Annotated in this window: 21 protein-coding genes; 11 read left to right on the plus strand and 10 right to left on the minus strand. The window is 66.5% G+C overall.

Annotated elements, in window-relative coordinates; genetic code table 11:
• Positions 1-8 precede the first annotated feature (8 nt).
• From V5F78_RS10880 to V5F78_RS10925, 10 genes are all read left to right on the plus strand, one after another.
• Positions 9-902, plus strand: a complete 894-nt coding sequence (locus tag V5F78_RS10880) for an amidohydrolase family protein (RefSeq protein WP_394068179.1) — start codon at positions 9-11, stop codon at positions 900-902.
• Positions 889-1,794 (plus strand): NAD(P)-dependent oxidoreductase, encoded by a 906-nt coding sequence (locus V5F78_RS10885; protein WP_394068177.1) that lies wholly within the window; start codon positions 889-891, stop codon positions 1,792-1,794. Before V5F78_RS10880 ends, V5F78_RS10885 begins: the two co-directional genes overlap by 14 nt.
• A gap of 26 nt (positions 1,795-1,820) precedes the next feature.
• The gene (locus V5F78_RS10890) at positions 1,821-2,756 is read left to right on the plus strand and encodes an NAD(P)-dependent oxidoreductase (protein WP_394068176.1); all 936 of its coding nucleotides are present in this window, start codon (positions 1,821-1,823) and stop codon (positions 2,754-2,756) included.
• Positions 2,757-2,808: 52 nt separating this feature from the next.
• Positions 2,809-4,113: a histidinol dehydrogenase gene (gene hisD, locus V5F78_RS10895; protein WP_394068175.1), complete on the plus strand. Its 1,305-nt coding sequence runs from the start codon at positions 2,809-2,811 to the stop codon at positions 4,111-4,113.
• Between the two features lie 9 nt (positions 4,114-4,122).
• Complete coding sequence (locus tag V5F78_RS10900) at positions 4,123-4,905, plus strand: SDR family NAD(P)-dependent oxidoreductase (RefSeq protein ID WP_394068173.1); 783 nt, start codon at positions 4,123-4,125, stop codon at positions 4,903-4,905.
• Positions 4,906-4,934: 29 nt separating this feature from the next.
• A complete protein-coding gene (locus V5F78_RS10905; protein ID WP_394068171.1) occupies positions 4,935-5,681 on the plus strand; it encodes an SDR family NAD(P)-dependent oxidoreductase in 747 nt (248 codons plus the stop codon).
• An 81-nt stretch (positions 5,682-5,762) separates the two neighbouring features.
• Entirely contained in the window at positions 5,763-6,812 is a 1,050-nt protein-coding gene (locus V5F78_RS10910; RefSeq protein WP_394068169.1) for an ABC transporter ATP-binding protein, read from the plus strand.
• A gap of 65 nt (positions 6,813-6,877) precedes the next feature.
• Positions 6,878-8,230: an ABC transporter substrate-binding protein gene (locus tag V5F78_RS10915; RefSeq protein ID WP_394068167.1), complete on the plus strand. Its 1,353-nt coding sequence runs from the start codon at positions 6,878-6,880 to the stop codon at positions 8,228-8,230.
• Between the two features lie 163 nt (positions 8,231-8,393).
• Positions 8,394-9,287, plus strand: coding sequence for a carbohydrate ABC transporter permease (locus V5F78_RS10920; RefSeq protein WP_394068514.1), 894 nt, complete (start codon positions 8,394-8,396; stop codon positions 9,285-9,287).
• Positions 9,288-9,307: 20 nt separating this feature from the next.
• Positions 9,308-10,216, plus strand: coding sequence for a carbohydrate ABC transporter permease (locus V5F78_RS10925; protein WP_394068513.1), 909 nt, complete (start codon positions 9,308-9,310; stop codon positions 10,214-10,216).
• A gap of 88 nt (positions 10,217-10,304) precedes the next feature.
• Here the strand turns inward: V5F78_RS10925 and V5F78_RS10930 are convergent, their stop codons facing one another.
• The 7 genes from V5F78_RS10930 to V5F78_RS10960 all read right to left on the minus strand — a co-directional run bounded on the left by V5F78_RS10930 (position 10,305) and on the right by V5F78_RS10960 (position 16,326).
• Positions 10,305-11,201: an alpha/beta hydrolase gene (locus V5F78_RS10930; protein ID WP_394068165.1), complete on the minus strand. Its 897-nt coding sequence runs from the start codon at positions 11,199-11,201 to the stop codon at positions 10,305-10,307.
• A 7-nt stretch (positions 11,202-11,208) separates the two neighbouring features.
• On the minus strand, positions 11,209-12,201 hold the full coding sequence (locus tag V5F78_RS10935; RefSeq protein WP_394068163.1) for an ABC transporter substrate-binding protein: 993 nt from the start codon (positions 12,199-12,201) through the stop codon (positions 11,209-11,211).
• Positions 12,202-12,277: 76 nt separating this feature from the next.
• A complete protein-coding gene (locus V5F78_RS10940; RefSeq protein WP_394068162.1) occupies positions 12,278-13,102 on the minus strand; it encodes an ABC transporter permease in 825 nt (274 codons plus the stop codon).
• A 38-nt stretch (positions 13,103-13,140) separates the two neighbouring features.
• Positions 13,141-13,911, minus strand: coding sequence for an ABC transporter ATP-binding protein (locus V5F78_RS10945; RefSeq protein ID WP_394068161.1), 771 nt, complete (start codon positions 13,909-13,911; stop codon positions 13,141-13,143).
• Positions 13,912-13,924: 13 nt separating this feature from the next.
• Positions 13,925-14,710: an SDR family NAD(P)-dependent oxidoreductase gene (locus tag V5F78_RS10950; protein WP_394068160.1), complete on the minus strand. Its 786-nt coding sequence runs from the start codon at positions 14,708-14,710 to the stop codon at positions 13,925-13,927.
• Positions 14,711-14,720: 10 nt separating this feature from the next.
• Positions 14,721-15,527: an SDR family NAD(P)-dependent oxidoreductase gene (locus tag V5F78_RS10955; RefSeq protein ID WP_394068159.1), complete on the minus strand. Its 807-nt coding sequence runs from the start codon at positions 15,525-15,527 to the stop codon at positions 14,721-14,723.
• Positions 15,528-15,531: 4 nt separating this feature from the next.
• Positions 15,532-16,326, minus strand: coding sequence for an SDR family NAD(P)-dependent oxidoreductase (locus V5F78_RS10960; protein WP_394068157.1), 795 nt, complete (start codon positions 16,324-16,326; stop codon positions 15,532-15,534).
• A 520-nt stretch (positions 16,327-16,846) separates the two neighbouring features.
• Here V5F78_RS10960 and V5F78_RS10965 point away from each other — a divergent pair.
• Complete coding sequence (locus tag V5F78_RS10965) at positions 16,847-17,536, plus strand: GntR family transcriptional regulator (protein WP_394068155.1); 690 nt, start codon at positions 16,847-16,849, stop codon at positions 17,534-17,536.
• 165 nt (positions 17,537-17,701) lie between these two features.
• On the opposite strand, the gene V5F78_RS10970 is transcribed toward V5F78_RS10965, so the two are convergent.
• From V5F78_RS10970 to V5F78_RS10980, 3 genes are read right to left on the minus strand one after another with little or no spacing between them, the layout of a single operon-like run.
• Positions 17,702-18,145, minus strand: a complete 444-nt coding sequence (locus V5F78_RS10970; RefSeq protein ID WP_394068153.1) for a DoxX family protein — start codon at positions 18,143-18,145, stop codon at positions 17,702-17,704.
• A 50-nt stretch (positions 18,146-18,195) separates the two neighbouring features.
• Positions 18,196-20,193: an amidohydrolase gene (locus V5F78_RS10975; RefSeq protein WP_394068151.1), complete on the minus strand. Its 1,998-nt coding sequence runs from the start codon at positions 20,191-20,193 to the stop codon at positions 18,196-18,198.
• The gene (locus tag V5F78_RS10980; protein WP_394068149.1) at positions 20,190-20,465 is read right to left on the minus strand and encodes a XapX domain-containing protein; all 276 of its coding nucleotides are present in this window, start codon (positions 20,463-20,465) and stop codon (positions 20,190-20,192) included. The genes V5F78_RS10975 and V5F78_RS10980 overlap by 4 nt, the downstream gene beginning before the upstream one ends.
• Between the last annotated feature and the right edge of the window lie 23 nt (positions 20,466-20,488).

Genomic DNA, 20,488 nt, shown 5'->3' on the forward strand with positions numbered 1-20,488 from the left:
TTGTTGTCGTGGATTCTTTCCCGATGGTCGACGCGCATGTCCATTTCTGGGACCCCTTCACCCAGAATTACCCCTGGCTGTGCGAAAAGCCGCTGATTCCGTTCCGCTATGGCGATTACTCCGCCATCTGCCGCAAATATTATCCCGAAGACTATAAGAAGGACGCCAAGGGCCACCAGGTGGTGAAGACCGTCTATATCGAGGCGGAATGGGACCCCGCCGACCCCATCGGCGAGATGGAATTCATCGCCGAGCTGCGCAAGCAGACCGGCTGGCCCAATGTCGCCGTCGGCCAGGCCTGGATGGACCAGCCCAATGTCGCCGAGGTGCTGGAGCGCCTGGCGGACTTCCCGTTCGTGCGCGGCGTGCGCCACAAGCCCGTGGGCAGCAAAGTGCCCGGCACCTCGATGCAGAGCACCATGATGGACCCAGTGTGGCGCAAGGGCTTCGCGCACCTGAAGCCGAACGGCCTGCGGTTCGATCTGCAAACCCATTGGTGGCACCTGGACGATGCCGCAGACCTCGCCCGCGCGTTTCCCGATACGCAGATCATCCTGCTGCATTCCGGCCTGCCGGCGGATCGCAGCGAGAACGGCATCACCGGCTGGAAGGCCGCCATGCGCGCCTTCGCCAAGTGCCCGAACGTGGCGGTGAAGATCTCCGGCATCGGCCTGCCGGGCATTCCCTGGACCGTGGACAATAACCGCGACATCGTTCTTTCCATCATCGATTTCTTCGGCGTGGACCGCTGCATGTTCGGCAGCAATTTCCCGGTCGACAGCGTCTGCGGCGATCTCGATACGATCTTCAGCGGCTACAAGACCATCACCTCCGGCTTCTCGCTGGAGGAGCGCACCAAGCTGTTCCACGACAACGCGATCCGCTTCTATGCCATCGACTAGGCTCACATTCGCCTATATCGGCGTGGGCCTGATGGGCGGCCCCATGGCCGCGCGTCTCGTGGCGCGCGGGCACGAGGTGCATGCTTACGACGTCAGCGCCGACCGCCTGGCCGAGACCGTGGCTGCGGGCGCCCGGCCCGCGCTCGATCCCGCCGATGCCGTGGCGGGCGCGAATGCGGTGCTGCTCAACCTGCCGACCCCGGCGGCGGTCGAGCAGGCGGTGTTCGGGCCGGACGGCGTCGCGCAGGTGATGCGGCCGCCGCAGGTGCTGGTGGATTTCTCCACCATCGAGGTGGAGCGCTGCCGCGCCTTCGCCGCGCGCCTCGCCGCACAGACGGGCTGCGCCTGGATCGACGCACCGGTCTCCGGCGGCCCGCCCGCCTCCGCGGAGGGAAAGCTCGCCGTGATGGCCGGCGGCCCGAAGGACGAGATCGAGCGCCTTGCGCCGCTGTTCGCGGATATTTCCTCCGCCTTCACCCATGTGGGGCCCACCGGCGCCGGGCTGACCGCCAAGATGGTCAGCCAGTTGATGGTCTCCTGCCTCTATGTGGTGCTGGCCGAGGGCGCCAAGCTCGCGGAACAGGCCGGCATCGACGTGGCGCGTGTTCCCGCCTGCGTCAGCGGCGGGCATGCGGACGGGGAATTGCTGCGCCAGATCTTCCCGCGCTTCGCCGAACGCGACTTCCGCCCGCGCGCCTATACCCGCCAGCTCGTCAAGGACATGCACATGGTGAAGGAGCTGGCGGACGCCGCCGGCGCCCCGACCCCCATGATGGACGAGGCCCTGCGCCTCTACGACCGCTATGTCGCCCTCGGCGGCAGCGAGCGGGACACCTCCGCCATTCTCGAACTCTACGACCACGATGCGCAGCCGCGCCACGCCCAGCCGTGACGCCCGGCCCAGCGAAGGAATTTGCGATGTCTTCCAGCACCTCGAACGTCCCGCAAACCTACGGTTTCGTCGGCCTCGGCGCCATGGGCGCGGCCATGGTGGAGCGCGCGCGCGGCAAGGGCCTCGCCGTCCATGTCTATGACCTCAACCAGGCCGCCGTGGACCGCGCCGTCGCGCTCGGAGCCACCGCCGCCACGAGCCCGCGCGCGGTGGCCGATGTCGCGGAGATCGTGTTCTCGTCCCTGCCCACTCCCGCCATCGTGGAGCATGTCGCGCTGGGCGAGAACGGGCTCTGCGAGGGCAGCGCCATGCGGCACTATGTGGACATGTCCACCATCGGCCCGACCATGATCCGCCACGTCGCGGACGTGCTCGGCAAGAACGGCGTCGCCACCCTCGACGCGCCGGTGAGCGGCGGGCCGATCGGCGTCGTCAACGGCACGCTGGCGGTGATGACCGCCGGCCCGAAGGCGACGGTGGAGAAGGCCCGCCCCTTCTTCGACAGCTTCGCGCGCGCGGTGGTGGAGATCAGCACCGAGGTCGGCCAGGCGCAGACCGTGAAGCTCGCCAACAACATCCTCACCGCCACCAACATGATCGCGGTGGGCGAGGCGATGGCGTTCGCGGAAAAGGGCGGCATCGACCCCGCGCTGCTGTTCCAGGTGATCAATGCCGGCTCCGGCCGCTCCTGGGTCTCGGAAGTCGCCTATCCGAACTTCGTGGTGCCGCGCACCTACAATCAGAACTTCCGCACCGAGCTGATGCACAAGGACGTGGTGCTGTGCCTGGAAGAGGCGGACCGCGCCGGCGTGCCCATGTGGCTCGGCTCATCGGTACGCCAGATGTGGCAGTTCTTCATGAGCCAGGGCATGGGCAAGGATGATTGCTCGCGCATCTCCTCGGTGATCGAGGACTGGGCCGGCGTCGAGCCGGTGCCCCCCAAGACGCGCGACGCGGCCTGAGCCGCGGCTTCTTCACAACCCGAAAAGCCACGCAAGGTGGCGGGAGCAGACCATGCGGATACTCAAGGAAGGGCGCCAGAGCGCCGACAAGGCCGCCGACCAGGCCAAGGTGCGCGCCGTGGTGGAAGGCATTCTCGCCGACATCGAGGCGCGCGGCGACGATGCGGTGCGCGAGCTCTCGGTGAAGTTCGACGGCTGGGACCGCGCCGATTATCGCCTCACCGACCGCGAGATCCGCGACTGCCTCGCCGAGCTTTCCGCGCGCGATATCGAGGACATCAAGTTCGCCCAGGAGCAGGTGCGCAATTTCGCCCAGCACCAGCGCGCCGCGCTCCAGGACATCGAGGTGGAAACGCTGCCGGGCGTGGTGCTCGGCCATAAGAACATCCCGGTGAATTCGGTCGGCTGCTACGTGCCGGGCGGCAAATATCCGCTGCTCGCCTCCGCCCATATGTCGGTGGTCACGGCGAAGGTAGCGGGCGTGCCCAATATCGTCACCTGCGCCCCGCCGTTCCACGGCAAGCCGGCGCCCGCCATCGTCGCCGCCCAGCATCTCGCGGGTGCGGACGTGATCTATTGCTTCGGCGGCGTGCAGGCGGTCGGCGCCATGGCCATCGGCACCCAGACCATTTCCCCGGTGGACATGCTGGTGGGCCCCGGCAACGCCTTCGTGGCGGAGGCCAAGCGCCAGCTGTTCGGCCGCGTCGGCATCGACCTGTTCGCCGGCCCCACCGAAACGCTCGTCATCGCCGACGAGAGCGTGGACGCGGAAATGTGCGCCACCGACCTGCTCGGCCAGGCGGAGCACGGGCCCAACTCCCCCGCCATCCTGCTCACCAATTCGGAGAAGCTGGCGCGCGAGACCATGGCCGAGGTGGAGCGCCTGCTGACCATCCTGCCCACGGGCGAGATCGCCGCGAAATCCTGGGCCGATTATGGCGCGGTGATCGTCTGCGACGATTATGAGGAAATGGTCCGCGAGGCCGATCGCATCGCCTCCGAGCATGTGCAGGTGATGACCCGCGACCCGGATTATTTCCTCAACAACATGCGCAATTACGGCGCCCTGTTCCTCGGCCCGCGCACCAATGTGGCGTTCGGCGACAAGGTGATCGGCACCAACCATACCCTGCCGACGCTGGGCGCTGCCCGCTACACCGGCGGGCTTTGGGTCGGCAAGTTCATCAAGACCGTCACCTACCAGCGCGTCACCACCGACGCCGCCTCGGCGATGATCGGGGAATATTGCTCGCGCCTGTGCATGCTGGAGGGCTTCGCCGGCCATGCCGAGCAGGCCAACATCCGCGTGCGGCGGTATGGCGGGCGGAACATCCCCTATGCCACAGCCGCGGAATAGGGATTAGCCATGAACACCACCACTCACCAGGCGGGCGGATATGTCCCCGCCTTCGACCTCACCGGCAAGCGCGCGCTGGTCTCCGGCGCGGGACGCGGCATCGGCCTTGCCTCGGCCCGTTCGCTCGCGGCCATGGGCGCCCATGTCACCCTCGCCGCCCGCTCGGGCGACGAGATCGGCGCGGCGGCGGATGAAATCATCCGCGCGGGCGGTTCCGCCGATACGCTGTGCATGGACGTGAGCGCCGTGGAGACCATCCCGGCGGCGCTGGAGGGGCGCGCGCCCTACGACATCCTGGTGAACAACGCCGGCACCAACCGCACCAAGCCGTTCCTCGACGTGCCGGTGGAGGATTTCGACGTCATCATGGGGCTCAACGTGCGCGCCGCCTATTTCGTGGCGCAGGCGGTGGCGCGCGGCATGGCGGCGGCCGGGCGCGGCGGCTCGATCATCAACATGTCCTCGCAGATGGGCCATGTGGGCGCGGCCACGCGCACCGTCTATTGCGCCTCCAAATGGGCCATGGAAGGCATGACCAAGGCCATGGCGGTGGACCTCGCGCCCTATGGCATCCGCGTCAACACCTTGGGTCCCACCTTCATCGAGACGCCGCTCTCGGGAAATTTCCTGAGCAATCCCGCGTTCCGCGCCGAGGTGCTGAGCAAGATCAAGCTCGGCCGCATCGGCAAGGTGGAAGACCTGATCGGCGCGGTGGTGTTCCTCGCCTCCGACGCCTCGGCCCTGATGACCGGCTCGTCCCTCGTGATCGACGGCGGCTGGACGGCCGACTGACGGCGCCGCCACCCAACTGGAGTTTGTACATGCTGCTCGAAGGCAAGGTCGCGATCATAACGGGCGCGGCGTCCGATCGCGGGATCGGCCGCGCCACGGCGAAACGCTTCGCCGATGAAGGCGCGCGGGTGGTGATCGTCGATCTCGACGCCATCGCCGCTGAGGCCGCCGCCGCCGGCATCGGCCCGGCGCATCGCGGCTTTGCCTGCGATGTCGCGGATCCCGACCAGTGCCACGCGCTGATCGCCGCCGTGCTGGCCGAATATGGGCGGATCGACGTGGTGGTGAATGCCGCCGGCGTCAGCCAGAGCGACAGCCTCATGGAGGTCACGCAGGAGAAGTTCGACCTCGTGATCGACGTCAGCCTGCGCGGCACGCTCAACATGTGCCAGGCGGCGGTGCCGCACATGCGCGAAAGCGGCGGTAGCATCGTTTGCTTCGGCTCGGTCGCAGCCCAGCGTGGCGGCGGCCTGTTCGGCGGCCCGCACTATGCCGCTGCCAAGGGCGGGGTTCACAGCCTCACGAAGTCGATGGCGCGCGAACTCGGCAAGGACCGCATCCGCGTCAATGCCGTCTCCCCCGGCACCATCGACACCGACATCTTCCAAGGCAAGATGAGCGCGGAGCGCAAGGCGCAGATCGCCGCCGACATCCCGCTCGGCCGCCTCGGCACTGCCGATGACGTCGCCTGTGTCTGCCTGTTCCTGGCGTCCGATCTCGCCCGTTTCGTCACCGGCTCCATCCTCGACGTGAACGGCGGGCAATTCATCCATTGACGCGCCCCGGCCGGCGCATGCGCCGCCGGCCCAACAGAACATCCGCGCCAATGCGGTTCGCACCAATCGGGAGATGAAGACATGGCCTCAGTCGAAGTTCGTGACGTCAAGAAGCGGTTCGGCGCCGCCGCGATCATCGACGGCGTGTCGATCGACATCACCGACGGGGAATTCGTCGTGCTGGTCGGCCCGTCGGGCTGCGGGAAATCCACTCTGCTGCGCATGATCGCGGGGCTGGAGAGCATCTCCGGCGGCGAGATCCGCATCGCCGAGCGAGTGGTGAACGACGTGCCGCCCAAGCAGCGCGACATCGCCATGGTGTTCCAGAACTACGCGCTCTACCCGCACATGACGGTGCGCGCCAACATGGGCTTTTCGCTCGATTTGCAGCGGGCGCCCAAGGCCAAGGTGGCGGAGCGGGTGGACCACGCCGCCCAGATCCTCGGCCTCGGCGCGCTGCTGGACCGGTTTCCGCGCCAGCTCTCCGGCGGCCAGCGCCAGCGCGTCGCCATGGGCCGGGCGATCGTGCGCGATCCGCAATTGTTCCTGTTCGACGAGCCGCTCTCCAATCTCGACGCCAAGCTGCGCGTGACCATGCGCGCCGAGATCAAGGAACTGCACCAGAAGCTCGGCACGACCATGATCTATGTGACCCACGACCAGATCGAGGCCATGACCATGGCCGACAAGATCGTGGTGATGCGCGACGGCCAGGTGGAGCAGATCGGCGCGCCGCTCGAGCTCTACGACACCCCGGCGAACCAGTTCGTCGCCGGTTTCATCGGCTCGCCGGCCATGAATTTTCTCGACGGGACGATCACCCCCGCCGGCTTCGCGCTGGGCCAGGGCATCGTGCTGCCGCTCCAGACGCGCGCGGCGAAGACGGGCCCGGCGGTCTACGGCGTGCGGCCGGAGCATCTGCGCCTCGATCCCGCGGGCGTGCCGGTGGAGGTGGTGGTGGTCGAGCCCACGGGCGCCGAGACCCATGTGGTCGCGCGCATCGCCGGGCAGGACATCAATTGCGTGCTGCGCGAGCGGCTCGCGATCGCGCCGGGCGACCGGCTCACCGTGGCGCCCGACGCCGGCGTCGAGCACCTGTTCGATGCCGTCACGGGCGCACGCCTCAACTAGCTGCGCATTCAAAGCTCAAAAACAAAGGATCTCGCTTCCGAAGATCCTGGTGGGAGGAAAGCCTGATGACACTGGACCGTCGCACATTCCTGACCGGAGCCGCCGCCGTCGGCGTGGCCGCGAGCACTGATCTTCTCTCCTTCGCAAAGGCCTGGGCCGCCACCAATTCGTGGAAGCCGGAAGCGGGATCCGAACTGCGGATCACCCGTTGGCGCCGCTATCTGGAAGCCGAGGACAAGGCCTTCATGGCGATCACGAAGGCCTTCACCAAGGCCACCGGCACCAAGATCACGGTGGTGTCTGAAAACTGGGACGACATCCAGCCCAAGGCCTCGGTGGCGGTGAACGTGGGCAGCGGCCCGGACATGTTCTGGGGCCTGTTCTCCCTGCCCCACCTGTTCCCGGACCATGCCGTGGACGTCACCGACGTCGCCGATTATCTCGGCGGCAAATACGGCGGCTGGATCGGCGCCTCGCCGACCTTCGGCCGCAGCGGCGACAAATGGATCTGCATTCCGGTCGCGGTGAACGGCAATTACATCAACTACCGCATCTCGGCGATGAAGAAGGCCGGGTTCTCGGAATTCCCGACCACCAACGCCGCCTTCCTCGAACTGTGCAAGGCGCTGAAGGCCAACAACACGCCGGCCGGCATGCCGCTCGGCCGCGCCACCGCCGACGCCAATGCCTGGCTGCATTGGGCGCTGTGGAGCCATAACGCCTCGCTGGTGGACGAGAAGGGCAAGGTCATCATCGACGCGCCGGAAACCGCCGACGCGCTGCGCTATGTGAAGGCGCTTTACGAAACCTTCCTTCCCGGCACCGCATCCTGGCTCGACCCCACCAACAATGCGGCGTTCGCGGCCGGCGAATGCTATCTCACCAACAACGGCTGCTCGATCTACCAGAACGCGCTGGCGCAATCGAAGGTGCCGGAGGGCGCGGACGCGGCGGCCAAGGACCAGGCGGCCAAGATGGCGGCGCTCGCCGCCGACATGGACCATGCCGTCTATCCCATCGGGGTTGCCGGCAAGCCGACCGAGCTGCAGCTCGCCTTCCCGCTGGTGGCGTTCAAATACACCAAGTATCCGCAGGCCTGTAAGGCGTTCATGGCGTTCCTGATGGAAGCCAACCAGATGAACCCCTGGCTGGAAAGCTCGCGCGGCTATCTGACCCAGACGCTCAACGCCTATGATTCCAACCCGGTTTGGACCTCCGACCCGAAGATCAAGATCTTCCGCGAGGCCACCGCCCGCAGCCTCTGGCCCGGCTTCCGCGGCGCGCTCGACCGGCGCGCGGCGGCGGCACTCGCCGACTTCATTCTCGTCGACATGTTCGCGTCGGTCTGCACCGGGCGCTCGAACGAGAAGGAAGCCATGGCGAACGCCGCCCGCTCGGCCCAGCGCATCTATCGCTGAGGCCGAACGCCTTTCGCTGGCCGCTCGACGCCCCGCGCGCCGGGCGGCCCACGACGCCCGCGCACAACGCGGACATTTCGGGATGAGCCTCATCATGAACGCCCAAGACGCCATCGCGAACGTGGCAATCAAGCCGGAAACGCCCGCCCGCCGCTCGCGGTGGATGGCGCTGAGCGGAAATCGAAACTTCCAGGCCCTCTGGTTCATGCTGCCGGCGGTGGCGTTCTTGATCCTGTTCCTGGCCTATCCGCTCGCCTATGGCGTGTGGCTGAGCTTCACCGACACGCGCATGGGGAGCCCGGGCGAGTTCATCGGCCTCGGCAATTACATCTGGCTGATGGACGACCCGGTTTTCATCATCGCGGTGATGAATACTTTGATCTTCACCGCCGGGGCGAGCATCTTCAAGTTCGTCATCGGCTTCTACCTGGCGATCCTGCTCAACAAGCGGCTGCCCTTCAAGGCGCTGATCCGGGCGGTGGTGCTGCTGCCCTGGATCGTGCCGACCGCGCTCTCGGCCATCGCCTTCTGGTGGATCCTCGACAGCCAGTTCTCGGTCATCTCCTGGTCGCTGAAGTCGCTCGGGCTGATCGACCACAACATCAACTTCCTGGGCGACCGTGACCTTGCGCGCGCATCCGTGATCTTCGCCAATGTGTGGCGCGGCATTCCCTTCATCGCCATCACCCTGCTGGCCGGGCTGCAAACCGTGCCGGTCTCGCTCTATGAAGCCGCCACCATCGACGGAGCGTCGAGCTGGCAAATGTTCCGCCGCATCACCTATCCCATGCTCACGCCCATCATCGCCGTGGTGATGACGTTCTCGGTGCTGTTCACCTTCACCGAATTCCAGCTGATCTGGGTGCTGACGCGCGGCGGGCCGGCCAATGCCACCGACCTGATGGCGACGCTCTCCTACCAGCGCGCGATTCTCGGCGGCCAGCTCGGCGAAGGATCGGCCATCGCGGTGGCGATGATCCCGTTCCTGCTCGGCGCCATCATGATTTCCTGGTTCGGCCTGCAGCGGCAGAAATGGCAGCAGGGGAACGACCAATGACCCATCCCAAGGAGGCGGCCATGGCCGACACATCGGCGGCCCGGATCGGGCGCAAGATCAAGTCCACGCCCGAGGGCGAGGGCATGGACTATCTGGAAACCCTGCCGAAGCGGGTGGTCTATCTCTATGTCCCGCTCACCATCATCCTGTTCGTGCTGCTGTTCCCCTTCTATTGGATGACGCTGACCTCGTTCAAATCGACGGCGGAACTGACGGATTTCAACACCTTCAACCCGTTCTGGGTGTGGCAGCCCACCTTGCAGCATTTGAAGGACCTGCTGTTCGGCTCGCATTATCCGCGCTGGCTGCTCAACACCATGATGGTCTCGGTGACCGCCACCGCGCTGTCTCTGGCCGCCTCGGTTCTGGCGGCCTATGCCATCACGCGGATCCGCTTTCGCGGCGCGCGCTTCGTCGGCGTGATGATCTTCTTCGCCTATCTGGTGCCGCCCTCGGTTCTGTTCATCCCGCTCGCGGTGGTGGTCTCGACCTATGGGCTGTTCGACAGCCCGTTCGCGCTGATCCTGACCTATCCGACCATCCTGATCCCGTTCTCCACCTGGCTGCTGATCGGCTATTTCAAGACCATTCCTTACGAGCTGGAGGAGTGCGCCCTGATGGACGGGGCCTCGCGCTTGCAGATTCTGCTGAAAATCATCCTGCCGCTGGCGATACCGGGCCTGATCTCGGCCGGCATCTTCTGCTTCACCTTGTGCTGGAACGAGTTCATCTACGCGCTGGTGTTCATCCAGTCGGAGGCGAACAAGACCGTGCCCATCGCCATCGTTACCGTGTTTACGGACGGCGACAATTATCGCTGGGGCGCGCTGATGTCCGGGGCTCTGGTGGGCTCGCTGCCGATCTGCATCCTCTATTCCTTCTTCGTGAACCACTATGTCTCCTCGCTCGCCGGCGCCGTGAAGGAATAGGCGCGGCCGGCAAAGTATCGACACGAAAAAGCCGGGGCGCTCGCGCGCTCCGGCTTTTTCTTTTGGAAGGGGCGGTGCTTCCGCCCGTTCAGGCCGTGCCGGCGGTGAGGAATTCGTCCACTGCGTTCCACAGGAGATGCCGCTTGATGCCCAGCGGGCTCACATGGGCGATGCCGGGCAGGCTGGCGAACCGCTTGTCGCCGCTGGGAAGCTGGCGGAAGAATTCCAGCAGGTCCTCGATGGTGGCGATGCCGTCATGCTCGCCGCGCACGATCAGGGTCGGCGCGGCGATCTTGAGCGGATCCACCAGGGGCAAATTGGTGGTCATGTCGAGATAGGTGCCGGTGGGCACGCTGTCGCCGAGCGCCATCTGCGCTTCGGCACAGGCGGCGATGACGGCCGGATGGGTGGTGCCCGGCTCATCGCGGGTGAAGATGCTCTCGATATAGGCATAGATGATGGGCCGGCGGTTGCTGGCCCGGAACGAGGCGATGCCTTCCTTGCGCTTGGCGAGCGTGGGCGAGCCCTCGCCAGTCCACACGAAGGCATCGAGCACCAGGCGCTGCACGACCTGCGGCGCATTCTGCGCGAACAGGGCCGCCCGCAATGCGCCGGAGGACATGCCATAGACATAAGCGCGCGGCGAACCCGTCGCCTGCGCGATCACCTCATGGGCGGCGGCGAGATCCTGTGCGCCGGTGGCGACATCCGAATTGCCGTCGGTGATGGTGGAGCGGCCATAGCCTTCGTGGTCGAGGGTCCACACGTCCCAGCCGCGCCGGGCCAGCCAATCCATGAAGGAATAATCGCTCTGCCCCGGCACCTGGAGATCGAACGAAGGGATGCCGGATGTGGAGGAGCCGTGCACGAGGATGATCGGCGGGCGGACGTCCCCAACGGGTTGCGCCAGACGCTTGCGCCACAGGAACAGGGACACCGGGCCCTTTCGGGCCCAGTGCTCCTCGCTTTGGATTTCGGACGTCATTTCAGCCTCAGTTCTTGGGCAGGAAGTCGTTCGTGAAGGTGTTCTCGTAGACGATGGGGGTGGTGCCGGCGGGCTGGAGGAAGTCGAACACCTTCTTCGCGCCGGAAAGGCTCATGCGGCCGTCCGTGCTCCAGATCTGGCGCACGATCTCATAGGCCTTGTCGTTGGTGGCGGAGGACATGTCCGGGAATTCGGCGGCCATGATCGCCTTGCCGCGCACCGGGTCGAGCAGGATCTTCTGCGCTTCCGCGAACACCGCCACCACCTTGCGCACCGTCTCCGGCCGCTCGCGCAGCATGTCGGGGTGGGTGGCCAGCGTCATGAACACCAGGTCGCGGAACTCGGGGATTTCGCCGTTCATCAGATTGATGAAGATCTTGCCCAGCCCCTCCTGCTCCACCACAGCGCCCGCCGGCTCGAACGGAATGCCGGCATCCACCAGCTTGCCGCGGAATGCGCCCACATAGGAGGCGGCATCCGTGCCGAGATAGACCAGCTCCACATCGCCCGGCAGCGCGAGGCCGTAGCGCTTGGCCAGCACGCCCAGCATCTTCTCGCCCGACCCGCCGGCGGAGGGCGCGCCCACCTTCTTGCCCTTCAGCGCCCGCACCTTCTGCTCGATGGTGGCGTTGGGATAGGCGTCGTAGAAGGCATTGGTGGCGATGAGATTGTTCAGCGGCCGCGTGGTGACGTTGAACACCGAGACGATGTTCTTGCCCTGCGCCGCCGCGGTGAGCACGTGCTCATAGCTCAAAATGCCGAAATCGGCGCTGCGCCCGAGCACCGCCTGAAACACCAGGGCGCCGCCCTTGATGAAGGTCACGTCCGCCTTGAGCCCGTGCTTTTCGAACAGGCCCTCGCGCATGGCCACATAGAGCGGGCCGGCATAATAGCCGTGTCCGATATTGGCGATGCGCACGGTTTCCTGCGCGCGCGCCGCGCCTTGCCAGAGAAAGCTGGCGCACAAGGCCGCCAGCGCCAGTTTCAGGTGCTGTTTCATCTGTTCCTCCCGTTATGCCGGCCCCTTTTTTTTGCGAGGCTCGGCTTTTCTTCTTTTCTTCCAACCGCGATACGGCTCAGCGGCTGATGACCTTCCAGCCGTCCAGCTTTGCCTGGACCGTGCCGACGATTTCGTTGAACACCACCGCGAGTCCGGCGATCGCCACCAGCGCGGCGAACACGCCGGCCGTGTCAAAATCGCTGCCGGCGCGCTGCACCAGATAGCCGAGGCCCCGGTTGGCCGCGATCATCTCGCCGATGATGGTGCCGATCAGCGCGAACGGCACCGCCGTCTTCAATCCGACGAAGATCCAGGCCAGCGACGAGGGCAGGATGACCTTCAGCAGGATTTGCCGCTTGGAGGCGCGCATGAGGCGGGCGCCGTCGATCAGGTCCTGGTCCACCTCGCGCACGCCGGCATAGGTGTTCACGAACACCAGGAACACCACCAGGATCGCCGCCAGGGCCACCTTGGATTCGATGCCGAGGCCGAACCACAGGATGAACAGCGGCGCCAGCGCCACCTTCGGCACCGCGTTGAATGCCCAGATATAGGGGTTCAGCAGGCGGCTGAGAAACGGCGACAGGCCGAGCCACACGCCGCCCGCGACGCCGGCCACGGCACCGATCGCGAAGCCGAGAACGGTCGCGTACACCGTCGCCCAGATGTGGATGAAGATCGAGCCGTTCACCGTCCAGGTCCAGAGCTTGCCGGCGATGGCGATGGGATTGCTGATGAGGAAATTGTCCACCAGCCGTCCGGAGGCGAGCTGCCACACGATGAGCAGCGCGACCCCGAGCAGGACCTGAAGCCAGACCATCCGGCCCGTGCCCATGTCCGCCAGCCGGCGCGGCTCGTTAGCGGCCTGCTTGCCGCCGGGGGCGGAGCGGGGAGTCTGCATGAGGCTGGTCTCCGGTTCTGCGGCCACCTTCGCCGGGGTCATAGGCGCACCTCGTCATATTGGGTGCGCAGGCGGTCCCACAGGGCGTTGTGAATGCGGTGGAACGGTTCGGTAAAGCGCACTTCGTGAACGTCGCGCGGACGCGGCAGGTCGATCTCCTGCTCCAGCACGATGCTCGCGGGGCGGCGGGTGAACACCACCACCCGGTCCGCCAGCGTGATCGCCTCCACCAGATCGTGCGTCACGAACAGGATGGTCTGCTGCTGCTCCTCCCACAGGCGCATCAGCAGCGCATGCATGGCGATGCGCAATTGCGCATCCAGCGCCGCGAACGGCTCGTCCAGCAGCAGGGCGTTCGGCTTGTAGATCAGCATGCGGGCGAGGCAGACGCGCTTGCGCATGCCGCCCGACAATTCGTGCGAATATTTCTGCTCGAACCCCGAGAGACCCACGAGGTCGATCAGCTTTGCGGCGGCGGCATAGCGTTCCGCCTGCGGCACCCCGGCGACCTCCAGGGGAAAGGAGACATTGTCCAGCACCGTGCGCCACGGCAGCAGATTGTCCTTCTGCGTCATGTAGCCGACATTGGTATTGACGTCGGTGACGCGGGCACCGTCATAGAACACCTGCCCCTCGCTCGGCGGATAGAGGCCGGCAATCATGTTCAGCAGCGTGGATTTCCCGCAGCCGGACGGGCCGATCAGCGCGACGATGGATTTCGGCGCAATCGAAAGGTTTACATCCTCCACGGCATGAAGCGCGCTCTCCTTCTTCTTGAACGTCTTGCTGATGTGCTGAAGCTCGATCATGCCTGTTTCCCGTTCAGAAGATCATGCGTTGCTGGCCGCCGTCCACGTCGATATTGGCGCCGGTCACGAAGCCAGCACGCCCCGAGGCGAGGAAGGCCACGGCGTCGGCCACCTGGTCGGGCGTGCACCAGCGCCCGAGCGGCGGCGCGGCGCCCCACCCGCTCTCCTGCTGGCCGAGGCCGCGCCCGAGATAGGGTTCGGTGCCGATGCCCCCGCCCGATGCGTCAGGCCCCCCGGCACCGACGCATACCGCGTTCACCGTGATGCCCCGGGCGCCGAAATGATCGGACACCGACTTTACAAAAGCGTGCTGCGCGGCGCCGAGCACCGCCGCCGCCAGAAAATCGCGGCTCGGGATCTTGCCCGCCGCATTGATCAGCACGACGATCCGCCCATCCCCATGGCGCGGCATGTGGACCGCACCTGCCTGCACGAAGGCCCAGAGCGCCACCAGCCCGTCCCGCAGATAAGCCGCGAAACGCTCCGCCGGCACCGTGTCCAAGGTTCCTTCCAGCGGCGCGCACACATCCGCCACGAGAATATCCGGCGCGCCGAAGGTCACCACGGCGGCGCGCACCATCTGGGCCATGCCCGCCGCCGGATCGCCTGCGGGCATGGGGATCGCCCGCGCCTCCCCGTGCGCGCCGAGCGCCCCGAGCGCCGCCCAGAGCGCCCGCGCATCCTGTCCACCGACCGCCACGCGCGCCCCCTCTTGAAGCAGCCGCGCGGCCACCGCCGACCCGAACGGCGAACAGCCGTTGGAAATGATCGCGGTCTTTCCCGACAGGTTCAGATCCATGGCTTGCCGCCTATCCGAAGACATGGCGGTGATAGCCGCCGTCGATCGACACCGAGCTGCCGCTGACATGGTCCGCCCGAGCCGAAACCAGGAAGGCCACGAGGTCCGCCACCTCCTCGGCCGTGCCGAGGCGCCCGAGCACATTGGCCCGGGTGAAGCCCGAGGCGGCGGTGGCGTGGTCAAGGGCGCGATCGGCCATTTCCTTGGCGATGACGCCCGCGAGAATATCGGTCTCGATATATTGCGGGCACACCGTGTTGATGCGGATGTTCTCCCGCCCCAGCGCGTCCGCCAATGCTTTCGACATGGCCTGGGCCGCCGCATTGGCTATGCCCGAGGGCAGGCGGTCGGGATGGGGATGACGCGTCGCCTGGCCGATGATGTTCACCACCCGCCCCCCGCCGCGCGCCCGCATGCCGGGCAGCACCGCCCGGATCATGCCCAGGAAGCCGAAAAGCTTGTCGTCGAGCTGGCCCTGGAGCTGCGCGTCGGTCATGTCGTCCACGGTGGCGCGCACGTGGGTGCCCGCATTGTTGACGAGAATGTCCACACGCCCGAACCGCTCCAGCGTTGCCTCAACCAGCCGGCCCCGATCGGCGGACACCGAAGTATCCGCCGCCAGCGCGAGGACGGCTTCTTCCGCCGCGCCCCCGCAAGAAGCGCGCAGCCGTTCGGCCGCCGCTTCCAGCCGGGCGGGATCGCGCCCACAGATCGCCACGCGCGCCCCCTCCGCGAGCAGGCGGGCGGCAATGGCGAAGCCGATCCCCCGCGAGCCCCCGGTGACGATCGCCGTGCGTCCTGTCAGCGCGAGGTCCATGGGCTCACCAAAGCCCCTTGAGACGGCCGCCGTCCGTGTTCAGCGACACGCCGGTGATGTAGCTGGCGCGCTCCGAGCACAGGAAGGCGATGGCGTTCGCCAGTTCTTCCGGCCGGCCGAAGCGGCCGAGCGCGTTCTTCTTGGCGGCGAGCTTGCGCGCTTCTTCGGTGGACTGAACGCCGAGGTCCTTCTTCAGGCCCTCTTCATTACGCCGCCACAGGTCGGTGGCCACCCAGCCGGGGCAGATGGCGTTGACCAGCACATTGTCCGGCCCGAATTCGGTGGAGAGCGACTTGGTCATGTTGAGCAGGGCGCTGTTGGTGATGGCCGAGCCGAACATATAGGGGTCCGGCTCCTTGCCGGCGCCGCCGATGAGGCTGACGATGCGGCCCCACTTCTTCTCCCGCATGATGGGCGCCACCGCGCGGATCGCCCGCATCCAGCCGAACAGCTTGGTGTTGAGCTGGTTTTGCAGGCCCTCGTCGGTCATCTCCTCGAACCGGCCGGAATACATCTCGCCGGCGCAGTTCACGAGAATATCGACGGTGCCAAAAGCGGCGACCGTCTCCTTCACGAGATGTTCGACATCGGCCTGCTGGCGCGAATCCGCCTGGGTGGCGCGGATCTCGCCGCCGGTCTTCTGCGCGAGTTCAGCGGCGGTCGCCGCCGCCTGGTCGCCATGGCGCGAGGAGATCATGACCTTGACCCCCGCCTCCAGGAATTCGCGCGCCGCCTCGCGGCCGATGCCTCGGCTGCCGCCGCTCACGATGGCCACCCGCCCTTTGATCCCAAGATCCATGTGTGTCGTCCTTTGAGGTGAAAATCCGCCGGCCCATGGCCGCGCATGACTGCCGGCGACGCGAGGCGCGCCGGAATGGGTGGGGGCATGCGCCCCCGGCTCCGAACCAGCCGGGCTGGAAACGGGCGCATGAAGACGTTGCAGCGTGGCCAGCTCATCGCCGCCAAAAGGAGGCGAGCTGAGGAACGCATGCTCAGGAAAGGTTCGGCGTGCGCGCTAGGGCGCGGCGGCTGCTCCGCTGGAGACCGGCCGGCGCGGGCGCGCACCGCCTCAGATGGGGTGTGGAACCATGGGGCACCTCGATGGCCATCGCTGGACGCGGCCCTGCGAGACGTATCGTCTCCGAACCGTTCCGCGCGGGACTGCCCTTGCGGGCGGCGGCGTTTCTCTCCGGGGCTGCTGGCCCCACCCGGCTTTATGTTTGATTTCGTTTCAGCCAGGATTGTAGGATAATCTTGTTGGATAGATATCCTGTCAAGGCCTCTTGTGCTAATCCGGTCGAAGCGGTGAGAGGGTGGCGATGGAGCTGAATGGAGAGGGCCTCGATGCCCGGCATGGCCAGACCGTGGAACACACGGTGCAGCGGCTGCGCGATGCGATCTTCGCCGGCAGGCTGGTGCCCGGACAGCGGCTGATCGCCGGCGACCTGACGGCGGAAATCGGCATCAGCCGCGGAACGGTGCGCGAAGCGTTCCGCCGCCTGGAGGCCGACGGCCTGCTGGAGATCATCCCCAATCGCGGCGCCGTGGTGCGGCGTCTCTCGCGCGAGCAGGTGCGCGAGCTGTTCCAGATCCGCGAAAACCTCGAGAGCCTCGCCGCCCGCCTTGCCGCCGAGCATATCGGCGTGGATGCGAACCGCGATTATTTCACCGGCGTCTGGAATACCGTGCGGCCCTCAGGCGAGATGCTGAAGACGCACCTCTTCATGGAGCACAACCGGCTGTTCCATCGCAGCATCGTCAAGATCAGCGGCAACACCATGCTGTCCGACCTCATCGAAACCTTGCACCTGCCGGTGGTGATGTTCCAGGTGGGACAGGTGATGCAGCCGGAGAATATGGAAAGCTCGCACCAGGACCATGTGCGGGTCGCGCAGGCGATCCTCGATGCGGACCCCGCCAGCGCGGAGCAGGAGATGCGCCTACACCTCAAGCGCTCCGGCGAATGGGTGCTGCGCCTGCCGAGCTTCGCCTTCAAGGGCGACCGCTGACCCTGAGCTGTCCCGCGCGGCGGCGTGGTTGATCGGCAGGTGCGTGCGATTGTCTTTCTTTCACCAACCGTCATGGCCGGGCTTGCCCGGCCATCCACGCCGGGCCGCCCGCGCATGACAAGGCTCTGCTGCACTATAGGGTCAGCCCAAGACTGTCGATGGGTCCTAGCGCCCGCGAGCCAGAGGCCGCGCGGCGAGGATCGCCACGGCCGCGAGCCCGCCGATGATCGAAATATGCTCAATGAAAATGTTGCGGTTGAGCACCTGTTCCGCCGCCGGCTTGAGCCAGAAGGCATGGGCGCTCAATGTCGCGACCGCCGTGAAGCCGGCGAGCAGCGCGGCGCCGATCCAGGTGAGCCGCGCCCCCGCGATGAGCAGGGCCGAGCCGCCGAGCTGGGTCGCGATGACCAGAACCGCGAACAAAGCCGCCGGCTCCAGCCCCGTGAGCCCGCGCACCTCGCCGATCGCCCCGTTGAAATCCGCGAGCTTCGCAAAGCCGCTGAAGAGAAACGGCGCCGCAACCGCGATGCGCGCCAGAAGCGCCGTCGCGGGGGATCGCAGGAGCGCATCGGCGCACGCCTGAACGCCGGCGAAGAGGGATGTGCGCATGGCCTTCGCCTCATCTGGCCGCCGGTTCGCGAACCGCGCGGCGCCCGGTTTCAGAACGCCCAGCAGGAACAGCCGAGCGCACCCCAGAAGGCCCCTTCGTCGCGGGCCGGCGCAGCGGACGCGAGCGCCTTGGCATGGGCATGTCCATGCACGCCGCACGCGCTGGCGCAGCCGCAGCCGGTGAAGGCATAGCGGCGGTCTTCACTCTGCGCCCGCTTCTGATAGCCGCCGAAGGTGCGCACCGGCGACCAGTCTGGCATCGCAGGCGGCAACGGCGGGGCGAGGCCGGCATATTCACCCACGCCATGCACCGGCTTGCCGCCGAGCAAAGTCAGCACGCTCTCGATGTCCTGGATCTGGTCCTCCGGCACGGAGAAATAATCCCGGTCCAGCACGATCAGATCGGCCAGCTGCCCGGCCTTGATCTGCCCCTTCTTGCCGACTTCGGTGGAGAACCAGGTGTTGGCCTCAGTCCACAGACGCAGCGCGTCTTCCCGGCTCAGCAGATTCTGCTGGGGATAGAGCTTCAGGCCGCCGAGCGTCTGCCCGGTCACCAGCCAGGAGAGCGAGACCCAGGGATTATAGCTCGCGACGCGGGTCGCGTCGGTGCCTGCGCCGACCGGAACGCCGGCTTCCAGCATGCGCTTGATGGGCGGGGTTCGCTCAGCCGCCTTGGCGCCGTAGCGCTCCACGAAATCCTCGCCCTGGAACATCATGCGGTGCTGGACCGCAATGCCCCCGCCGAGCGCGGCGATGCGGTCGATGTTGCGATCGGAGATGGTCTCGCAATGGTCGAAGAACCAGTTGAGGCCAGTAAGCGGCACGTCGCGGTTCACCTTCTCGAACACGTCGAGGGCGCGGGTGATGGTTTCGTTATAGGTGGCGTGCAGGCGCCAGGGCCAGCGGTTCTGCGCCAACAGCCGCACCACGGGTTCGAGATCGCCTTCCATGGAGGGCGGCATGTCCGGCCGCTCGAAGCTGAAATCCTCGAAATCCGCCGCCGAATAGACCAGCATCTCGCCGGCGCCGTTGTGGCGATAGAGGTCGTCGCCCTGCCCCGGCTTCACCTGCTTCGACCAGCTCTCGAAATCCGCCAGTTCCTGCTTGGGCTTCTGGGTGAAGAGGTTGTAGGCGATGCGCACCGTCAGCTCGCCGTCCGTGTGCAGCTTCTCGATGATCGAATAATCTTCGGGATAGTTCTGGAACCCGCCGCCCGCGTCGATGATGGTGGTGACGCCCAGCCGGTTCATTTCGCGCATGAAATGGCGGGTGGAATTGATCTGGTATTCCGGCGGCAGCTTGGGTCCCTTGGCGAGGGTCGCGTAGAGGATCGTCGCATTGGGCCGCGCCAGCAGCAGGCCGGTGGGATTGCCGTTGGCGTCGCGCTGGATCTCGCCGCCGGGCGGATTCGGCGTGTCCTTGGTATAGCCCGCCGCGCGCAGCGCCGCGCCGTTCAGCAAGGCCCGGTCGTACAGATGGAGAATGAACACGGGCGTGTCGGGCGCGGCGAGATTGATCTCTTCCAGCGTCGGCAGGCGCTTTTCGGCGAATTGGTGCGCGGTGAAGCCGCCGACCACCCGCACCCATTGCGGCGCAGGCGTGTTGGCCACCTGCTGCATCAGCATTTCCATGGCCTGCGCGAGCGAGCGCACGCCGTCCCAGCGCAGTTCCAGATTGTAGTTCAACCCGCCGCGGATGATGTGCATGTGGCTGTCGATGAGACCGGGCACGGCGCGCCGTCCGCCCAGGTCGATCACCTGCGTCTGCGGGCCGGCCAGCGCGCGCATCTCGGCCTCGGTGCCGGCGCCGATGAACACCCCGCCGGCGATGGCCACCGCGTCGGGCGCGGGATTGGAGCGGTCCAGCGTGGTGAAGCGGCCGTTGACGAGGATCAGCTCGGCATGGGTCTTTTCGGCGGGCGTCGGTCCGGCGGTCATGGGGGAAGCCTTCGGATGGTCGGAATTCTGGGCGTTGGCGGGGCCGCCGACGAGGGAGGCCGCGCCCATGGCTGCGGCGCCGGCGGTGAGGGTGCGTCGGGAGAGGCTCATGAGGGTTTTCCTGTCTCGGGCGGCGGAGCGGATGCCGGCGTTTTGGCAGACGCGCCGAGAATGGGTGGGGCGCATTCGCTCATGAACCAGGAGAGCGTGACCGGCTGCCCGCTGAGCACCCGCTTCACCACCGGCACCGCCTGTTCGCCGACGAGGATGCCCAGCAGCCCGATCAAGGCGACCACCGGAGGCGCGGGCGATTTCACCTCGAGCAAGGCATAGATGACGCCGACGAGCAGGCCGACAGCCAGCGAGATCACATAGAGCTTCATCGAACCCTCCGGTGGGTTTCAAG

The sequence above is a fragment of the Roseixanthobacter glucoisosaccharinicivorans genome (assembly GCF_043195095.2).
GTDB lineage: Bacteria > Pseudomonadota > Alphaproteobacteria > Rhizobiales > Xanthobacteraceae > NCEH01.

Bases quoted from the DNA above. Each gene is read 5' to 3' on its own strand.
- V5F78_RS10915 (WP_394068167.1), top strand. From the start codon at position 6,878: ATGACACTGGACCGTCGCACATTCCTGACCGGAGCCGCCGCCGTCGGC.
- V5F78_RS10900 (WP_394068173.1), top strand. From the start codon at position 4,123: ATGAACACCACCACTCACCAGGCGGGCGGATATGTCCCCGCCTTCGAC.
- V5F78_RS10890 (WP_394068176.1), top strand. From the start codon at position 1,821: ATGTCTTCCAGCACCTCGAACGTCCCGCAAACCTACGGTTTCGTCGGC.
- V5F78_RS10955 (WP_394068159.1), bottom strand. From the start codon at position 15,527: ATGGACCTCGCGCTGACAGGACGCACGGCGATCGTCACCGGGGGCTCG.
- V5F78_RS10950 (WP_394068160.1), bottom strand. From the start codon at position 14,710: ATGGATCTGAACCTGTCGGGAAAGACCGCGATCATTTCCAACGGCTGT.
- V5F78_RS10885 (WP_394068177.1), top strand. From the start codon at position 889: ATGCCATCGACTAGGCTCACATTCGCCTATATCGGCGTGGGCCTGATG.
- V5F78_RS10970 (WP_394068153.1), bottom strand. From the start codon at position 18,145: ATGCGCACATCCCTCTTCGCCGGCGTTCAGGCGTGCGCCGATGCGCTC.
- V5F78_RS10965 (WP_394068155.1), top strand. From the start codon at position 16,847: ATGGAGCTGAATGGAGAGGGCCTCGATGCCCGGCATGGCCAGACCGTG.
- V5F78_RS10935 (WP_394068163.1), bottom strand. From the start codon at position 12,201: ATGAAACAGCACCTGAAACTGGCGCTGGCGGCCTTGTGCGCCAGCTTT.
- V5F78_RS10910 (WP_394068169.1), top strand. From the start codon at position 5,763: ATGGCCTCAGTCGAAGTTCGTGACGTCAAGAAGCGGTTCGGCGCCGCC.
- V5F78_RS10960 (WP_394068157.1), bottom strand. From the start codon at position 16,326: ATGGATCTTGGGATCAAAGGGCGGGTGGCCATCGTGAGCGGCGGCAGC.
- V5F78_RS10945 (WP_394068161.1), bottom strand. From the start codon at position 13,911: ATGATCGAGCTTCAGCACATCAGCAAGACGTTCAAGAAGAAGGAGAGC.
- hisD (WP_394068175.1), top strand. From the start codon at position 2,809: ATGCGGATACTCAAGGAAGGGCGCCAGAGCGCCGACAAGGCCGCCGAC.
- V5F78_RS10940 (WP_394068162.1), bottom strand. From the start codon at position 13,102: ATGCAGACTCCCCGCTCCGCCCCCGGCGGCAAGCAGGCCGCTAACGAG.
- V5F78_RS10930 (WP_394068165.1), bottom strand. From the start codon at position 11,201: ATGACGTCCGAAATCCAAAGCGAGGAGCACTGGGCCCGAAAGGGCCCG.
- V5F78_RS10905 (WP_394068171.1), top strand. From the start codon at position 4,935: ATGCTGCTCGAAGGCAAGGTCGCGATCATAACGGGCGCGGCGTCCGAT.
- V5F78_RS10975 (WP_394068151.1), bottom strand. From the start codon at position 20,193: ATGAGCCTCTCCCGACGCACCCTCACCGCCGGCGCCGCAGCCATGGGC.
- V5F78_RS10920 (WP_394068514.1), top strand. From the start codon at position 8,394: ATGGCGCTGAGCGGAAATCGAAACTTCCAGGCCCTCTGGTTCATGCTG.
- V5F78_RS10980 (WP_394068149.1), bottom strand. From the start codon at position 20,465: ATGAAGCTCTATGTGATCTCGCTGGCTGTCGGCCTGCTCGTCGGCGTC.
- V5F78_RS10925 (WP_394068513.1), top strand. From the start codon at position 9,308: ATGGCCGACACATCGGCGGCCCGGATCGGGCGCAAGATCAAGTCCACG.